Origin of the sequence: Saccharothrix deserti, assembly GCF_009769385.1 — a bacterium.
Lineage (GTDB): Bacteria > Actinomycetota > Actinomycetes > Mycobacteriales > Pseudonocardiaceae > Actinosynnema > Actinosynnema deserti.
In genome coordinates this window covers 64,961-78,989 of the sequence record NZ_VKAB01000036.1, presented here as the reverse complement: position 1 = coordinate 78,989, position 14,029 = coordinate 64,961, and the positions used below count along the sequence as shown (strand labels likewise).

Genomic DNA, 14,029 nt, shown 5'->3' with positions numbered 1-14,029 from the left:
CGCCCCGGTTCTCGCCCGGTTCACGCCCCGACGGCGTCCGACATCGCGCCCGGCACCGTGTCCGCGAGCAGGAACCGCACCTCGTCGGCCACCCGCCGCACGTCCGCCGGCGCGACCACCGCGCAGTGCACCCCGCGTGCCGCGACCTCCACGGCCAGGCACTCGGTGTAGGCCACCGCCGCCGCCCGTGACGCCGCGTACGCCGCGACCCCCGACCTGGGCACCGCGACCACGTGCGCGGGCACCATCACGATCGTGCCGCGACCCCGTTCGACCATTCGGGCCGCCACCGCCCGCGAAACGTTGAACACGCCGTTCACGTTCACCGCGAAGCTGTGCGCCCAGTCCTCGTCGCTGATGGACAGCGCCGGACCGGGCCGCAGCGCGCCCGCCATCGCCACCAGCGCGTCGATCGCGCCGAACTCGCGCTCCACCTGGTCGACCAACGCGTCCACGGCCGCGCTCGACGTCACGTCGATCTGCCGCCCGGCGATCCGCAGCCCTTGGCCCTGGAGCCGTTCGACCAGGTCGGCGAGTCTCGCCCCGTCGCTGTCCACGGCCGCGACCAACGCTCCCTGCCTGGCCAGCGACTCGACGACCTCGGCGCCGAGCGGCGAACAGGCTCCCGTGATCAGTGCGATCTTGTGACGGAATTCGGCATTCATCCCCAGTGCTCCCCAGTTGCTGCCCCCGCGTCAAACGTAACGGCCACCACACCGCAGGGGAACTACCCGCGTGAGTAGTGGGAAAAAGGCAGGTCGGAGCGGCCGACCACGCGATCGGGCAGGGGAGTGGGACAGGGCACCCGTGAGGTCCGGGCGACCGCGGAGCCTAGACTCACCAGCCGTGGTCCACCAGCCGATGATCGCACCGAGCATCCTGTCCGCCGATTTCGCCCGACTCGCCGACGAGGCCGCCGCCGTGGCGTCCGCCGACTGGCTGCACGTGGATGTCATGGACGCGCACTTCGTGCCGAACCTGACGATCGGCCTGCCGGTGGTGAAGTCGCTGCGCAAGGCGACCGACCTGCCGCTGGACTGCCACCTCATGATCGACGACCCGGACCGCTGGGCCATCGCCTACGCGGAGGCGGGCGCCTACAACGTGACCGTGCACGTCGAGGCCGCGAACGACCCCGTGCAGCTGGCGAAGAACCTGCGTGCGGCGGGTGCGAAGGCCGGTCTGTCGCTCAAGCCGGGCACCCCGCTGGAGCCGTGCGTCGAGGTGCTCAAGCACTACGACACGCTGCTGGTCATGTCGGTGGAGCCGGGCTTCGGCGGCCAGTCGTTCATGGCCGAGGTGCTGGACAAGGTGCGCGCCGCGCGCCGCCTGGTCGACACCGGCCACCTCAAGCTGGTCATCGAGATCGACGGCGGCATCAACGCCGACACCATCGAGCAGGCGGCCGAGGCGGGCGTGGACTGCTTCGTGGCCGGTTCCGCCGTCTACGACGCCGCCGACCCCGGCGCGGCCCTGGAGCGCCTGCGCGAGCAAGCGACGCGCGCCCGGTGAACGTCGACGAGGCGATGGCGCTCGCCGTCGCGGCAGGCGAACGGGTCCGCGGCACCACCAGCCCGAACCCGCCGGTGGGCTGCGTGATCCTGGACGCCGACGGCGAACTCGTCGGCGAAGGCGCGACCCGGCCGCCCGGTGGGGCGCACGCCGAGGTCGTCGCGCTCGCCCAGGCGGGTGAACGGGCGCGGGGCGGCACGGCGGTCGTCACGCTGGAGCCGTGCGCCCACCACGGCCGCACCCCGCCGTGCACGCGAGCGCTGCTCGACGCGGGCCTGGCACGCGTGGTGCACGCCGTCTCGGACCCGAACCCGCAGGCAGCCGGGGGAGGGGACGTGCTGCGCGCGGCCGGCGTCCACGTCGAGTCCGGCCTGCTGGCCGAGGAGGTCGAACGCGGCACGCTGCGCGCCTGGCTGCACTACGCCCGCACCGGCCGCCCGCACGTGACGTGGAAGTACGCCGCCACGCTGGACGGCCGGGTCGCCGCCGCCGACGGCACCAGCCGCTGGATCAGCTCCGAGGAGTCCCGCGCCGAGGTGCACGAACTGCGCACGAAGATCGACGCGATCATGGTCGGCACGGGCACGGTGCGCACCGATGATCCGAGTCTCACCGCGCGGGCGACCCGTTCGGGGCAGGATGTGACCCGCCAGCCGCTGCGGGTCGTCGTCGGGATGGGCGACCTGCCGCGGGGGGCCCGGGTCCTGGACGACGAGGCGGAGACCATGCACCTGCGCACGCACGACCCCGACGTGGTGCTCGGCGCGCTGGCCGCGCGAGGTGTGGTGGACGTGCTGCTGGAGGGCGGGCCTACGCTGGCGGGTGCGTTCGCGGGAGCGCGCCGAATCGACCGGGTGCTCGCCTACCTCGCCCCGAAATTCCTGGGCGACGGTCCGTCCGCACTGCGGGACGCCGGGGTGTCGACCGTCACCGGCGCTGTGGCATTGGTCGTGGAGCAGGTCAGTATGTGCGGGCCGGACGTGCGGGTTTCCGCGGTAATGCCATCCGGCGCCGCACGCTAGAGGAGGAACGGTGTTCACCGGGATCGTCGAGGAGTTGGGTGAGGTCGTCGCCGTCGCCGACCTGCCGGACGCGGCCCGCGTCACCATCGCGGGCCCGTTGGTGACCAGCGACGCGAAACACGGCGATTCGATATCGGTCAACGGCGTGTGCCTCACCGTGGTCGACGTCGCCGGTGGCGCGTTCACCGCGGACGTGATGCGCGAGACGCTGACCCGTAGCAGCCTGGCCAAACTCGCCGAGGGCGACAAGGTCAACCTGGAGCGCGCCGCCGCCGTCGGCCAGCGCCTGGGCGGTCACATCGTGCAGGGCCACGTGGACGGCACCGGTGTGGTGCTGGCCCGGGAGAAGGCCGAGCACTGGGAGGTCGTCCACATCGGACTGCCGCCGGCGCTGGCCCGGTACGTGGTGGAGAAGGGCTCGATCACGGTCGACGGCGTCTCGTTGACGGTGGTGGCCGTGTCCGAAAACGAGTTCTCCGTCAGCCTCATCCCGACCACGCTGGAGCTGACCACACTCGGTCGGCGTGCGCCGGGCGACCACGTCAACCTGGAGGTGGACGTGCTGGCGAAGTACGTCGAGCGGCTCGCGGCGCCCCATTTCGAGGGCGTCCACCCGCGGGCCGACCATCGTGCCGAGGAGACCCGGTGAAGGACTTCGCCGACATCGAGCGGGCGGTCGCGGACATCGCGGCCGGCAGGCCCGTCGTCGTCGTGGACGACGAGGACCGCGAGAACGAGGGCGATCTGATCTTCGCCGCGGAGAAGGCCACGCCGGAGCTGCTGGCGTTCATGGTCCGCTACACGTCCGGGTACGTGTGCGTGTCGCTGACCGAGGCCGACTGCGACCGGCTCGACCTGCCGCCGATGTACCACACCAACCAGGACCAGCGCGGCACCGCGTACACCGTGACCGTGGACGCCCGCGAGGGCGTGACCACCGGTATCTCGGCGGCGGACCGGTCCCGCACGATCCGGCTGCTGGCCGACCCGGAGGCCGGTCCGAAGGACTTCAACCGGCCCGGTCACGTGGTGCCGCTGCGCGCGCGTGACGGCGGCGTGCTGCGCCGTCCCGGGCACACCGAGGCCGCCGTGGACCTGGCCCGGATGGCGGGGCTCGCGCCGGCCGGCGTGCTCTGCGAGATCGTGTCGCAGAAGGACGAGGGCGACATGGCCCGCCGGGACGAGCTGGAGGTGTTCGCCGCCGACCACGACCTGGCGATCATCACCATCGCCGACCTGATCGCCTACCGGCGGCGGGTGGAGACCCAGGTGGAGCGGGTCGCCGAGGCGCGGATCCCGACCGCGCACGGCACGTTCACCGCGGTCGGCTACGACAGCAAGCTCGACGGCATCGAGCACATCGCGATGGTCTACGGCGAGATCGGCGACGGCGAGGACGTGCTGGTCCGGGTGCACTCCGAGTGCCTGACGGGCGACGTGTTCGGCTCGCTGCGCTGCGACTGCGGCCCGCAGCTGGACGCGGCGCTGGAGGCGGTGGCGGCGCAGGGGCGCGGCGTCGTGCTCTACATGCGCGGGCACGAGGGCCGGGGCATCGGCCTGATGCACAAGCTGCAGGCGTACCAGCTGCAGGACAGCGGCGCGGACACGGTGGACGCGAACCTGGGGCTCGGCCTGCCCGCGGACGCCCGCGACTACGGCACCGGCGCGCAGATCCTGTCCTCTTTGGGCATCAAGTCGATGCGGCTGCTGACCAACAACCCGGCCAAGCGGGTCGGGCTCGAGGGCTACGGGCTCACCGTGCTGGACCGGGTGCCGCTGCCGATCTCGCCCAACCCGGAGAACCTGCGGTACCTGCGCACCAAGCGCGACCGGATGGGCCACGAGCTGCACCAGCTCGAGCAGTACGAGGCGCTGAGCCAGGGCGGCGCGGTGGTGTCCACCACGGAGGGAGCGGAATGAGCGGCGAAGGGCGTCCCGAGGACGCCGTCCCCGACGCGGCGGGTCTGACGCTGGCCGTGGTGGCCACGCGCTGGCACGCGAAGATCACCGACAACCTGGTCGAGCGGGCGTTGGCCGCCGCCGCGAAGGCCGGTGTCCCGTCGCCCACGGTGGTGCGGGTCGCGGGCGCGGTGGAGCTGCCGGTGGTGGCGCAGCAGCTGGCCCGCACGCACGACGCCGTGGTGGCGTTGGGCGTGGTGATCCGGGGCGGCACGCCGCACTTCGAGTACGTGTGCGACGCGGTGACCGCGGGTCTGACCAGGGTGGCGCTGGACGAGTCGACCCCGGTCGGCAACGGCGTGCTCACCACCAACGACGAGGACCAGGCGTTGGCGCGTGCCGGGTTCGCGGACTCGGTGGAGGACAAGGGTTTCGAGGCGTGCGTGGCGGCGTTGGACACGGCGCTCGTGCTGCGCGGGCTGCGAGTGGACTCGTGAGGACCGCCGTGGCTTCCGTCGTCGAGTTCCGTCCCAAGAAGATCCGGCTGGTCGCCGGGGTCAGCGCGGTGTTCCTGGTCGCGGTGTTCACCGTGGTCGGGTTGCTGCTCGGGGACACGCCGACCGGCGTGATCTTCCGGACCTCCGACCAGATCGCCATGATCTGCCTGGGCGTCCTGCTGGCCTGCGGCGTCCTGTTGTTGACCCGACCGCGCGTGCGTGCCGACGCGGAGGGCGTCGAGGTGCGCAACGTGGTGACCGCGCACCGGTTCGCGTGGGCGGACGTGCTGCACGTGTCGTTCCCCGACGGCGCGTCGTGGGCCCGCCTGGAGCTGCCGGACGACGAGTACGTGTCGATCATGGCCGTGCAAGCCGTGGACCGCGACCACGCGGTCGCCGCCGTCCGCGCACTCCGCGAACTCCACCGAGCCGCCACCAACTGACCCGCCCCCGGACGTAGAACTCGGCACCCCCGAACGTAGGACTCTCGCACCCTGAACGTAGGACTCTCGCGAGAGTCCTACGTTCAGGGTGCGAGAGTCGAACACTCGGGTGCCTTGAGTTCAACGTTCGCGTACCCCCGATCGTCGTGGTGCTGTTGGGGGACCGGTGTCCGCCATCGGCACCCTTGTCGGGGTCCGGACCCCTGCCTAGGTTCGGGTGATCTACGACCTTGGGGGTCCGCACATGCGCAGACGTTCACTCCTGACCGGTGCAGCGGCGGTGGCGGGAGCGGTCACGCTCGGCCTGAACCCGGCGGCACGGGCGCAGCGGCCCGGCGCGTCCGACCTGCCCGACCTCGCCCTGGGCGACTACCCCGTGGTGGGACGGGTGCGGGCGCGCAAGGCGATGGAGCACCTGCGCGTGCTCAGCGAACGGATCGGCCAGCGCATCGGCGGCACGGAGTCCGAGCACCGGGCCCGCGACTACCTCGCGTCGGTGCTGCGCGACCTGCGGTACCAGGTGACGCTCCAGCCGTTCACCGTGCCGGACAAGTACCTGTCCAAGCTGACCGTCGGGTCGGACACCTGGAACGCGGGCGCGTCCCGGTTCGGCGCGCTCGGCGTGACGGTCACCGGCCCGGTCGTGGACCTGGACAACGGCACGTCGCTGCCCGCCGACCTGACCGGGAAGATCGCGTTGCTGGTGAACGTGCCGGCCGGGTCCACCGCGGTGCTGGACGCGGCGCGGCTGGGTGCGGCGGCCGTGCTGGTCGGGCGGGTGTCCGTGCCGCCGGCGGGCAAGACGAGCGCGTTCTCCCCGACGTTGACCGCGAACGTCACCGTGCCGGTGCTGGGCATCGCGCAGGTGCACGTGGAGCGGCTGCGTGCGGCGGGCGCCGTCACGGTGACCGTGTCCACCACCCACCACCCGGGCCTGACCTCGTACAACGTGATCGCCGACCGGCCCGCGACGTTCCCCGGCCCGGACAACGGCGTGGTCATGGTGACCGCGCACTACGACAGCGTGCCCGGCTCGCCCGGCGCGAACGACGACGGCAGCGGCACCGTGCTGACCCTCGAACTGGCCCGCGTGCTGCGCTACCTGCCGACGCACAAGGCGCTGCGGTTCGCGCTGTGGGGTTCGGAGGAGCAGGGCCTGCTCGGGTCGCGCTACTACGTGAGCCAGCTGGCCGACCCGGACGCCGCGCGCATCGCGGGCGTGTTCCAGAACGACATGGTCGCCACCAGCCACGGCCCCGCCACCGCGTACTGGCTGCTGTCCGTGGACGGCGGCGACAACGCCACCACCGCGCAGGTCGCCGCGGCCGCCGCCCGCCTCGGCTACGGCGCGCAGGTGCACGGCCCGGTGCCGCGCGGCAGCAGCGACCACGTGCCGTTCCACGAGCGCAAGATCGCCGCGGCGAACTTCAGCTGGCGCGGCGAGGGCGGCCCGCACGAGCTGGAACCGCTCTACCACACCCCCGAGGACACGATCGCCCAGAACGTGAGCCCCGACCGCCTCCAGATCTCCCTGGAACTCATCGGCGCCGCCGCCTACCGCCTGGCCTGCACCCGCTGACCCCTCAGGCCCCGCCCTGACCGGAGGCCCTGAGGAAACGTTCACCCAAGGCCCGGAGGTGCTGCTTCAGCTCCTCCGGGCTCTCGACTTCGAAGTCGACGCCGATCATCGCGATCCACGGCCCGAGCTCCTCCAACGCCGGCGCACCGACGGTCAGCAGGGTCCGCTCGTCGTCGATCCGCTCCAGGTGCACCGAGGCGTAGGAGGTCCGGGCCGCGACCACGTCGTACGGCGCGTGCATGACCAGTCGGGCCTCGTGCTGGTACGGCGCGACGGACAACTGCCGCGACACGTACGACGCCAGGTCCTCCGCCGGCGGCTCGCGCGGCGTGAACCGGGCGCCCAGCGTCGGCTCCTCCTCGATCCGGTCCACCCGGAACGTCCGCCAGTCCGCCTTGTCCACGTCCCACGCCACCAGGTACCACCGCCGCCCGGTGTGGGCCAGCCCCAACGGCTCCACGTGCCGCCGCGTGTCCCCGTCACGCCCCGCGTAGGGGAACCGCAGCCGCTGGTTGTCCCGGCACGCGCTCGCGATCGTGGTCAACATGCCCGCGTCCACCTGCGTTCCGCGCGCCGGCAACGCGATGGTGTGCGCCTGCAACGCGTTCACCCGCCGCCGCAGCCGGGACGGCAGCACCTGCTCCAGCTTGGCCAACGCCCGCACGGACGTCTCCTCGATGCCCGCCACGGTGCCGTTCGCCGCCGTCCGCAACCCGACCGCGACCGCCACGGCCTCGTCGTCGTCCAACAGCAGCGGCGGCAACTCGGCCCCCGCGCCCAACTGGTAGCCGCCCGCCACGCCCGGCGCCGCGTTCACGGGATAGCCGAGGTTGCGCAGCTTGTCGACGTCCCGGCGGATGGTGCGGACGTCCACCCCCAGCCGCCGCGCGAGGTCCGCGCCGGTCCAGTCGCGGCGCACCTGCAACAACGACAGCAGCTTGAGCAGACGCGCCGAGGTCTCCAGCATGCGCCGAAGTCTGCCGGCCATCGCGGACAGCTGTTGTCCGCGTCCCGCGACCAGAGCCCGACTAACCGCGTCGAGCGCCTTCCGGCCACACGACCACCACCGGCACGCCCGACGCCCGTGCCGTCTCCACGACGTCCGCCGTGCCGCCACGCCCGTCCGGCGGCTGCCCGTCCCACACCGCGATCAGCAGCTCCACCGACGCGAGCATCCGCTCGTTCGCCATCACGTACGCGTGCCGCCCCGACAGCTCGTTCGGCAGCACGCTCACCACGTGCGCCCGCGCCAGTAACTCGTCGTACTCCGCCCGCTTCTCCGGTTTGAGCTTGTCCCGGTAGTCCATCGCGGGCAGCACGACCTCGACCCGGCCGCCCAGCTCCAGCACCACCCGCGCGAACAACTGGTCCGCACCCGGCGCCAGGCAGGTCACCCCGACCAGGGATGACCCGCCCGCCGCCTCGGCCTCCAACGCCGCGCGGATGGCCTCGCGCACGGCGTCGACGCAATCGGGCGCCAGCTTGCTGTGCCCGGTGACTCCCACCCGCATCACTACGCCGTCCGCACCCCGCGGATCGCGTCCCGGGTGTCGCGGACCACGGCCAGGTCGCGGTGCCGCTCGGCCTCCTTGGCGAAGTCCTGCAACTTCCGCACCACCCGCCCGGACGCCAGGCCGGCCGCCGTCGGCAGCACCTCCTGGATCAGCCCGCACGCCTCCTCGGGCTCGCCCGCCACCATCTTCGTGCGGGCCAACCCGATGACGTCGAACGCACGGTTGCGCACCCGGGCCGGGTCACGCAGGCTCAACGCCCGCCGGATGTGCTGCTCGGCGCCCGGCGCCTGCTTCGGGTCGTGCCCGGCCAGGTCGCGCATCCGGGCACCGATGACCCCTTCCAGCTCCGCCTCGTCGAACGTGTCCAGCCACCACGGGTCGGAACCCGGCCGCCGCTGCGCGAAGCTGTCCTGCGCCTGCCCGACCGCGCGGTGGAACTCCCGGACCTGACCCATCTGCGCGTAGGCCCACGCCTCGCGGGTCAGCAGGAGCGCCTGCAACGTCGGGGTGGCGGTGCGCCTGGTGCCGTACTGGCCCAGCTGGACCAGCTCCAACCCGTCCTCGGGGCGGCCGAGGTCGAACATCTGCCTGGCCATCGCCGCCAGGCACAGCGCGGCGAACGGGTCGTTGCGGCCGGCTTTCGCCATGCGCACACCGAGCACGTAGTACCGCTGTGCGGCGTCGTGCATGCCCGCGTCCCACGACATGCTCGCCGCGACCTTGGACAGTTCGGCCCCGATGAAGAAGGCCCGTTCCGTCGTCGGGCCCGCCGGTGCGCGCGACAACCGCTCGGCCAGTTCCTCCAACTGACCGAGCACCGCCTTGCGCGCCAGCCCGTACCCGCCTCGTCCGCCCCACCCGCGCAGCCCGTCGGCGACGCGCTGCAGCGCCGCCAACTCCTCCTCGCTGATCGCCGCGCTGGACGACCACTTGGACAGGGGCTGCAAGGGGTGGAGCCACCGCTGCAACGGTTCGACCAGTGCGGGACCCATCGCCACCGCGGCCGCTCCGGTGAGCGCCGCTCGTCTGCTGATCGCCAAGTCGTTCCTCGCCGTCTCCTCGACCGATCTGGCAATGCTCGACGCGTCCCACGCCGCGCCGAGCACATCGGGCGGGGCACCGCGATCGGGGCCCGCCTGGCTTGGGATTCCGACGCGGTCGAACCACAACCGGTCGGCCGGGACGCCGAGCACCTGCGCGAAGTGGCGCAGGCGGTCGATCCGGTCGATCGGGTTCTCACCGGTCTCGTACCGCGACAGCTGTGCTTGGGAGATCCCCAGCCAGGACGCCATGCGGTCTTGTGTGACGCGGCTGACGTGCTGGGGGTGGTGCCGGTAGGCGGCGAGGAGGGCACCCATGTTCCGGTCGGTGAACGCGGTGGCCATCGCCTCGTGGTCCCAGAAATCCCCCGGGACGTCGGGTGGTCCGTAGAGCTCCGTCCGCGCGTTGCGGCGACAACGCTGGCAGAGCCGGTCGGTGTTGTCGGCGGCGATCAGCGCCCCGCACAACGGGCATGCGCGCCTGGTACTGGCTGCTCTTCGAGCTTTCCGTTCCATGGCTCGCTCCCGTCACTGAGCGTGCTCACCAGTGTATAGAGATGTGATCAGGAGTCCATGCATTTGCTGCATAAGACCGGGTGCGCCCCACGTCGGAGGCCCTGTGACGCCATGTGGTGGATGAACGGCATCCGTCCGGTGCATGGATCCGACCCGACAACGGTGTGGTGCGACGCGCCGGATGGTCGGACGCTGCGTGTGTGCCAGTGCCGGGACGACCCCGCGGCCCGCGCACACCGCCCGCTCCACCCGACAGGGGAGGGACCTCCGCCGATGAGTATCACTGCCGCCAGCACCGCAGACTCCGGCCCGCGCTCCGGGCCACGTGATCGCGCGCACCAGCAGGCACTCGGCGAGGCGATCGCGGGCTACCGGCTGCTCGGCTGGAAGGTGTCCGTCACCGAGCAGGGCGTGTTCCTGCCGCTCGGCCCGGCCACCACCGCGATCGCCATGCCGGCCCGCATCGGCTCGCGGGTCCTGGCCGACCTCAAGGCCAGGATGCTCGCGGGCCCCGTCACCGTCATCCCGGGCCCGCGCGAGCACTGGATCTTCCTCGCCGAACTGGTCGCCCTGCTGCCCACGCACCTGAAGGCGCCCGCCGAGGTCCAGTTCGTCCGCTCGCCGCAGCGCATCGCGCTGCCGCCCACCATGACCCGCTACGGGTCGCTGCGGTGGGCCAACCCGCCGTCGCACTCGCGGCACTGGTTCCCGCCGTTCACAGCGGTGCTGGCGCTGGCCCGGACGGCGGTCACCCGGGACAAGTAGGCGAGGATGGGCGGGTGGACCGACGGACGCTGCTGTGCGGACTGCTCGCCCTGACCGCCTGCGTGCCCACGACCTCCTGCGGAACGGGTGCGCCCACGCGTCGGCCCGGCGTCGGTTCCGCCCGTCCGGGGGACCGCATCGCCGGGCTCGCCGACGTTCCGGTGGGGTCCGGCGCGCTCGTCGACGTCGGCGCCGACGGCCAGTTGTTGCTCGTCAGGCCGTCGGAGTCGGAGGTTCGGGCGTTCAACCCGGCCTGCCCGCACCAGGGCACGACGGTGAACCCGCCCGCGGCCGGCGTCATCACGTGCCCCACGCACCGCAGCGCGTTCGACCCGACGTCGGGCGCCGTGCTGTCCGGACCGTCGCCGCGTGGGCTGACCGAGATCGCGGTGACGGTGTCCGGCGCGGACGTGTTGATTTCCTGAAGAACGTTCCGAAAGGTGCGGAGTGATGAACCTCGCTTCACGTGGTGTCGTATTGGATGTGTAATTCCCCACGACCCTCCCCACCACGTAGCAGAGGATCTGATTTGAGTTCAGTCGAGAAGGCAGGGCTGTCCCGTCGGTCGATGCTGTGCGGCGTCATGGTCGCGCTGGCAGTGCCCGGCGGTCTGGCCGCGTGCAGCAGCGGCTCCACGACGGCCGGCGGTACCGGCACCACCACCGGTGGCGGTACGACCACCGGTGCAGGCACCACCCCGGGGGGCTCCGCGTCGATCGCGGCGCTCGCCGACGTCCCGGACGGTGGCGGCCTGATCGCCGGCAACCCGTCCACCAGCAAGCCTCTCGTGCTGGTCCGGACCGGTGACACGGTCAAGGCCTACGACGCCGCGTGCCCGCACGCCGGCACCGCCGTCCAACCGCCCGAGAGCGGCGTGATCACCTGTCCGAACCACGGCAGCCAGTTCAACGCCTCGGACGGCGCGGTGACCAAGGGTCCGGCGACCAAGGGGCTGGCCGAGGTCGCGGTCAAGGTCGAGGGAGACCAGATCGTCCTGGCCTGACGGGCACACCCGGGTGGAGCCGGGTGGACGGTGACGCGAGCGAACCTCGCCCATCGACCACCCGGCCCCGGCCCCACCAACCACCCGGCTCCGCGTCGGCTCCCCCGGCCCGGACCACCACGCGAGGTCGCCGTCGGTCGTTCGCGACTCATTTTCCGGCGATCACGCTTTTCGATCGTCGGGAAATCAGGCGCGAGCGGCCGACCTCCCGGGCGACCTCGCCCGTCGTCTGCGGAGCAGCGACAATTCAACACAGTAGGCTTGCCCCGTGGCCGATCCGTCGACCTATCGCCCTGCGACAGGCACCATCCCCGAAGCCCCCGGCGTGTACAAGTTCCGCGACGCGGGCGGCCGCGTGGTGTACGTCGGCAAGGCCAAGAGCCTGCGCCAACGCCTGAACTCGTACTTCGCCGACGTCGCGGGCCTGCACCCGCGCACCCGGCAGATGGTGACGACCGCGGCGAGTGTCGAGTGGACCGTCGTCGGCACCGAGGTCGAGGCCCTCCAGCTCGAGTACAACTGGATCAAGGAGTTCGACCCCCGCTTCAACGTCCGCTACCGCGACGACAAGTCCTACCCGGTCCTCGCCGTGACGTTGAACGAGGAGTTCCCCCGCCTGCACGTCTACCGCGGCCCGCGCCGCAAGGGCGTCCGCTACTTCGGCCCCTACGCGCACGCCTGGGCGATCCGCGAAACGCTCGACCTGCTCCTCCGGGTCTTCCCCGCGCGCACCTGCTCGGCGGGCGTCTTCAAGCGCCACGGCCAGATCGGCCGCCCCTGCCTGCTCGGCTACATCGACAAGTGCTCGGCCCCCTGCGTCGGCCGGGTCGACGCGGACGAGCACCGCGACATCGTCGAGGACTTCTGCGACTTCCTCGCCGGCAGGACCGACTCGATGGTGCGCCGCCTCGAACGCGAGATGACGGCCGCCGCCGAGGAGCTCGAGTTCGAGAAGGCCGCCCGCCTGCGGGACGACCAGGCCGCCCTCAAGCGTGCCCTGGAGAAGCAGGCCGTCGTCCTCGGTGACGGCACGGACGCCGACGTGGTCGCGTTCGCCGAGGACGACCTGGAGGTGTCCGTCCAGGTCTTCCACGTGCGCGGCGGCCGGGTGCGCGGCCAGCGCGGCTGGGTGGTCGACAAGGTGGACGAGACCGGCGTGAGCGGACTGGTCGACCAGTTCGTCACCCAGTTCTACGGCGAGCAGGTCGAGTCCGCCGAGGCCAGCGGCGTGGAGTCGGCGCCGGTGCCGCGCGAGGTGCTGGTGCCGGAGCTGCCGGACGACGCCGAGGCGGTCGAGAAGTGGCTGTCGGACCTGCGCGGGAGCAGGGTCGCCCTGCGCGTGCCGCAGCGGGGTGACAAGCGGGCCCTCATGGAGACGGTGGAGCGCAACGCCAAGGAGGCGTTCCAGCAGCACAAGCTGCGCCGCGCGGGCGATCTGACGGCCCGGTCGGCCGCTCTCCAGGAGCTCCAGGAAGCCCTGGGCCTGGACACCGCGCCGTTGCGCATCGAGTGCACCGACATCAGCCACGTGCAGGGCACCGACGTGGTGGCCTCGCTGGTGGTCTTCGAGGACGGCCTGGCGCGCAAGTCCGAGTACCGCCGGTTCGCCGTCCGCGAGGGCGCCGAGCAGGGCGACGTCGGCTCGATCGCCGAGGTGGTGCGGCGCCGGTTCCAGGCCTACCTGCGGGACAACAAGGACAACCAGGACGGCCCGAACCCCGGCATCGACCCGGAGACGGGCAAGCCGCGCAAGTTCGCCTACGCGCCGAACCTCCTGGTCGTGGACGGCGGCGCGCCGCAGGCGCAGGTAGCCTCCGACGTGCTGGCGGAGCTGGGCATCACCGATGTGGCGGTGGTCGGCCTGGCCAAGCGGTTGGAGGAGGTCTGGGTGCCCGGCGAGCCCGACCCGGTGATCCTGCCGCGCACCAGCGAAGCCCTTTACCTGTTGCAGCGGGTGCGCGACGAGGCGCACCGGTTCGCGATCGCCTACCACCGGCAGAAGCGGTCCAAGCGGATGACGACCTCGGCGCTGGACGAGGTGCCGGGACTGGGGCAGACGCGCAAAGCAGCGCTGCTGAAGCACTTCGGCTCACTGAAGAAGTTGCGTGAGGCGAGCATCGACGAGATCAGCGGGGTGCCCGGAGTGGGCCGGCGCACCGCGGAGGCCGTGCACGCGACGCTGGGCGCGGCCGGTACCGAAGGGGAGCACAAGTGAGCGCACCGGCCGGCGAGAAGTCCG

General features: G+C 72.1%; 15 protein-coding genes. 11 read left to right on the top strand and 4 right to left on the bottom strand.

Going from position 1 to position 14,029, the window contains the following annotated elements; translation table 11 throughout:
- Window positions 1–20: 20 nt before the first annotated feature.
- Entirely contained in the window at window positions 21–665 is a 645-nt protein-coding gene (locus FM051_RS39860) for an SDR family NAD(P)-dependent oxidoreductase (protein ID WP_158852308.1), read from the bottom strand.
- Between the two features lie 196 nt (window positions 666–861).
- On the opposite strand from FM051_RS39860, the gene rpe reads away from it, so the two are divergent.
- The 7 genes from rpe to FM051_RS39825 all read left to right on the top strand — a co-directional run bounded on the left by rpe (window position 862) and on the right by FM051_RS39825 (window position 6,952).
- The gene (gene rpe, locus FM051_RS39855; protein WP_158852327.1) at window positions 862–1,512 is read left to right on the top strand and encodes a ribulose-phosphate 3-epimerase; all 651 of its coding nucleotides are present in this window, start codon (window positions 862–864) and stop codon (window positions 1,510–1,512) included.
- 14 nt (window positions 1,513–1,526) lie between these two features.
- Window positions 1,527–2,534 (top strand): bifunctional diaminohydroxyphosphoribosylaminopyrimidine deaminase/5-amino-6-(5-phosphoribosylamino)uracil reductase RibD, encoded by a 1,008-nt coding sequence (gene ribD, locus FM051_RS39850; RefSeq protein ID WP_158852326.1) that lies wholly within the window; start codon window positions 1,527–1,529, stop codon window positions 2,532–2,534.
- 10 nt (window positions 2,535–2,544) lie between these two features.
- Window positions 2,545–3,183 (top strand): riboflavin synthase, encoded by a 639-nt coding sequence (locus tag FM051_RS39845; protein WP_158852307.1) that lies wholly within the window; start codon window positions 2,545–2,547, stop codon window positions 3,181–3,183.
- The gene (locus tag FM051_RS39840; RefSeq protein ID WP_158852306.1) at window positions 3,180–4,454 is read left to right on the top strand and encodes a bifunctional 3,4-dihydroxy-2-butanone-4-phosphate synthase/GTP cyclohydrolase II; all 1,275 of its coding nucleotides are present in this window, start codon (window positions 3,180–3,182) and stop codon (window positions 4,452–4,454) included. Before FM051_RS39845 ends, FM051_RS39840 begins: the two co-directional genes overlap by 4 nt.
- Entirely contained in the window at window positions 4,451–4,930 is a 480-nt protein-coding gene (ribH, locus tag FM051_RS39835; RefSeq protein ID WP_158852305.1) for a 6,7-dimethyl-8-ribityllumazine synthase, read from the top strand. The genes FM051_RS39840 and ribH overlap by 4 nt, the downstream gene beginning before the upstream one ends.
- A gap of 8 nt (window positions 4,931–4,938) precedes the next feature.
- The gene (locus tag FM051_RS39830) at window positions 4,939–5,373 is read left to right on the top strand and encodes a PH domain-containing protein (protein ID WP_238412981.1); all 435 of its coding nucleotides are present in this window, start codon (window positions 4,939–4,941) and stop codon (window positions 5,371–5,373) included.
- A 244-nt stretch (window positions 5,374–5,617) separates the two neighbouring features.
- On the top strand, window positions 5,618–6,952 hold the full coding sequence (locus FM051_RS39825) for a M28 family peptidase (RefSeq protein ID WP_158852303.1): 1,335 nt from the start codon (window positions 5,618–5,620) through the stop codon (window positions 6,950–6,952).
- 4 nt (window positions 6,953–6,956) lie between these two features.
- Here FM051_RS39825 and FM051_RS39820 read toward each other — a convergent pair whose 3' ends face one another.
- The 3 genes from FM051_RS39820 to FM051_RS39805 all read right to left on the bottom strand — a co-directional run bounded on the left by FM051_RS39820 (window position 6,957) and on the right by FM051_RS39805 (window position 10,022).
- Window positions 6,957–7,919: a helix-turn-helix transcriptional regulator gene (locus FM051_RS39820; protein WP_162470785.1), complete on the bottom strand. Its 963-nt coding sequence runs from the start codon at window positions 7,917–7,919 to the stop codon at window positions 6,957–6,959.
- 61 nt (window positions 7,920–7,980) lie between these two features.
- Complete coding sequence (locus FM051_RS39810; protein WP_158852301.1) at window positions 7,981–8,463, bottom strand: hypothetical protein; 483 nt, start codon at window positions 8,461–8,463, stop codon at window positions 7,981–7,983.
- 2 nt (window positions 8,464–8,465) lie between these two features.
- Entirely contained in the window at window positions 8,466–10,022 is a 1,557-nt protein-coding gene (locus FM051_RS39805) for a helix-turn-helix domain-containing protein (protein WP_158852300.1), read from the bottom strand.
- A 273-nt stretch (window positions 10,023–10,295) separates the two neighbouring features.
- On the opposite strand from FM051_RS39805, the gene FM051_RS39800 reads away from it, so the two are divergent.
- The 4 genes from FM051_RS39800 to uvrC all read left to right on the top strand — a co-directional run bounded on the left by FM051_RS39800 (window position 10,296) and on the right by uvrC (window position 14,005).
- On the top strand, window positions 10,296–10,787 hold the full coding sequence (locus tag FM051_RS39800; RefSeq protein ID WP_158852299.1) for a hypothetical protein: 492 nt from the start codon (window positions 10,296–10,298) through the stop codon (window positions 10,785–10,787).
- A 14-nt stretch (window positions 10,788–10,801) separates the two neighbouring features.
- On the top strand, window positions 10,802–11,212 hold the full coding sequence (locus FM051_RS39795; RefSeq protein WP_158852298.1) for a Rieske (2Fe-2S) protein: 411 nt from the start codon (window positions 10,802–10,804) through the stop codon (window positions 11,210–11,212).
- Between the two features lie 104 nt (window positions 11,213–11,316).
- On the top strand, window positions 11,317–11,790 hold the full coding sequence (locus tag FM051_RS39790; protein ID WP_158852297.1) for a Rieske (2Fe-2S) protein: 474 nt from the start codon (window positions 11,317–11,319) through the stop codon (window positions 11,788–11,790).
- Window positions 11,791–12,058: 268 nt separating this feature from the next.
- Window positions 12,059–14,005 carry an excinuclease ABC subunit UvrC gene (gene uvrC / locus FM051_RS39785; protein WP_158852296.1) on the top strand — a complete coding sequence of 649 codons (1,947 nt, stop codon included), beginning with the start codon at window positions 12,059–12,061 and terminating at the stop codon, window positions 14,003–14,005.
- The last annotated feature ends 24 nt before the right edge of the window (window positions 14,006–14,029 follow it).